Origin of the sequence: Azospirillum sp. B506 (assembly GCF_000333595.1) — a bacterium.
Lineage (GTDB): Bacteria > Pseudomonadota > Alphaproteobacteria > Azospirillales > Azospirillaceae > Azospirillum.
On sequence record NZ_BADK01000972.1, the window covers coordinates 1 to 1,497 of the forward strand.

Here is a 1,497-nt window from a genome sequence, read left to right on the forward strand (position 1 = left end):
CGCCTCGAGCCAGCGGGCCAGCTCTCCTTGCAGGGCGGGAGCGCCGAGCAGCACCGCCAACGCCTCGGCGCGTCCGCCCTCATGGGCCGCCGACCAGGCCACCACCTGCCGGCACAGCTCGGCTTCCGACAGCAGACCCACGATCGGCCGCAGGTCGCCGCTGGACAAGCGCCGTCCCTCCCGCACCGCGCCGAGGCGGGCGAAGATGTCCTGGTCCGGCTGGTCGCGCAGCAGCTCCTGCAACCATCCCCACCAGTCCGGCGTCAGCCCGCCGGCCCACGCCCACCAGAACTCGGCACGCCGCGCCGCGGCCGCGAGCAGGGGGACGAGCGGATCGGGGGGGGGACCGGGAGGACGCGCCGGCGGGCGGCGGGCGGGATCGAGAAGCGCCAGCGTCCAGTCCTCCACACCCGCGGCGCGCAGGACACCAAGCGGCCATCCCCGCGCCACGGCCGCCACGGCCGCCGGCAGCGGCAGCAGCCCCAGCGCTGCGAGACGCCCGGCCGTCGCTTCCGCACGTCCGGCGTCACATCCCACCGGCGGCGCCCATCCAGCGGACAGGGCCAGCACCGGGGCCGGGTCGGTGAAACCGAGCGCGCCGAGGATGGGCGTCAGGACCTCGTCGGCACCGGGGGCGAGCGCGGCGGCGGCGGCAGAGATCCGCCGCACCACGTCGGCCGGAGCGGCGGCGGCAGCCCGCTGCACGAGGCCCGTCCGCACCAGCAGCGCGCCGTCGTCGGCCGTCGCCCCCTCCGGCGGCGGCGCCCCGTCGGCGGTCAGCGCCTGCAGGAGCGCCGCGGCCGCCGGCGGCAGCAGGCCGAGAATCCCCTCCGCCGACGGCCCGAACCAGGCGATGAAACGGGTGAGTCCGCCCGGTCGGTTCTTCAGCAGCCGGGCGACGTCGGGGGCGTGTTCAGGGTGGAAACGGTCGGACAGCGCGTCCAGGTCGCCGGCATCCAGGCCGCCATTGCGAAGCGACGCCCCGATCTGGTCGCGGTTCATGACGGCGAGCGCGGCGTTCCGCCCGACCGGTTGGCCAAGCAGCCAGGCCACCTCCGCCTCGCCGGGGTCCGGCAGGTCCGACGACAGCCCGAGCACCAGCCGCAGCAGCTCGCGCCGACGCGGCCGCGACGGGCAGAGCGCCGCCAGCGCCGCCAGATCGGGGCGGTGCGGGGCGGTCTTGAGGCCGTCGGCGAGGGTCGCGATGTCCCGTGGAACCAGCATCGACACGGGGCTGAGCACGATCCCGCCGACCGCCGGCCAATGGGCCGGAACCGTCGCGCCGTTGGAGGCGGCGACGAAGTTCAGCTCGCGGTCCGGCAGGGACGCCAACACAGCGGCGGCATTCTCCTGGCGGATGAAGCTCGCCACTGCTTCGGGCGTGACGAGGATCTGCAGAAGCAGGGCGAGCTCGTCGCTCCCCGGTATCGCGGTGACCGGCGCATCCATCGGCAGTTCGGACGTCGGGCCAGAGAGCGCTGTCGGCTGGCGCGACCG

Annotated in this window: 1 pseudogene; it reads right to left on the reverse strand. The window is 75.8% G+C overall.

The annotated features are described in order from the left end of the window. Positions 1-1,449 (reverse strand): annotated as a pseudogene (locus tag I71_RS30080) (hypothetical protein); the annotation flags it as partial. Between the last annotated feature and the right edge of the window lie 48 nt (positions 1,450-1,497).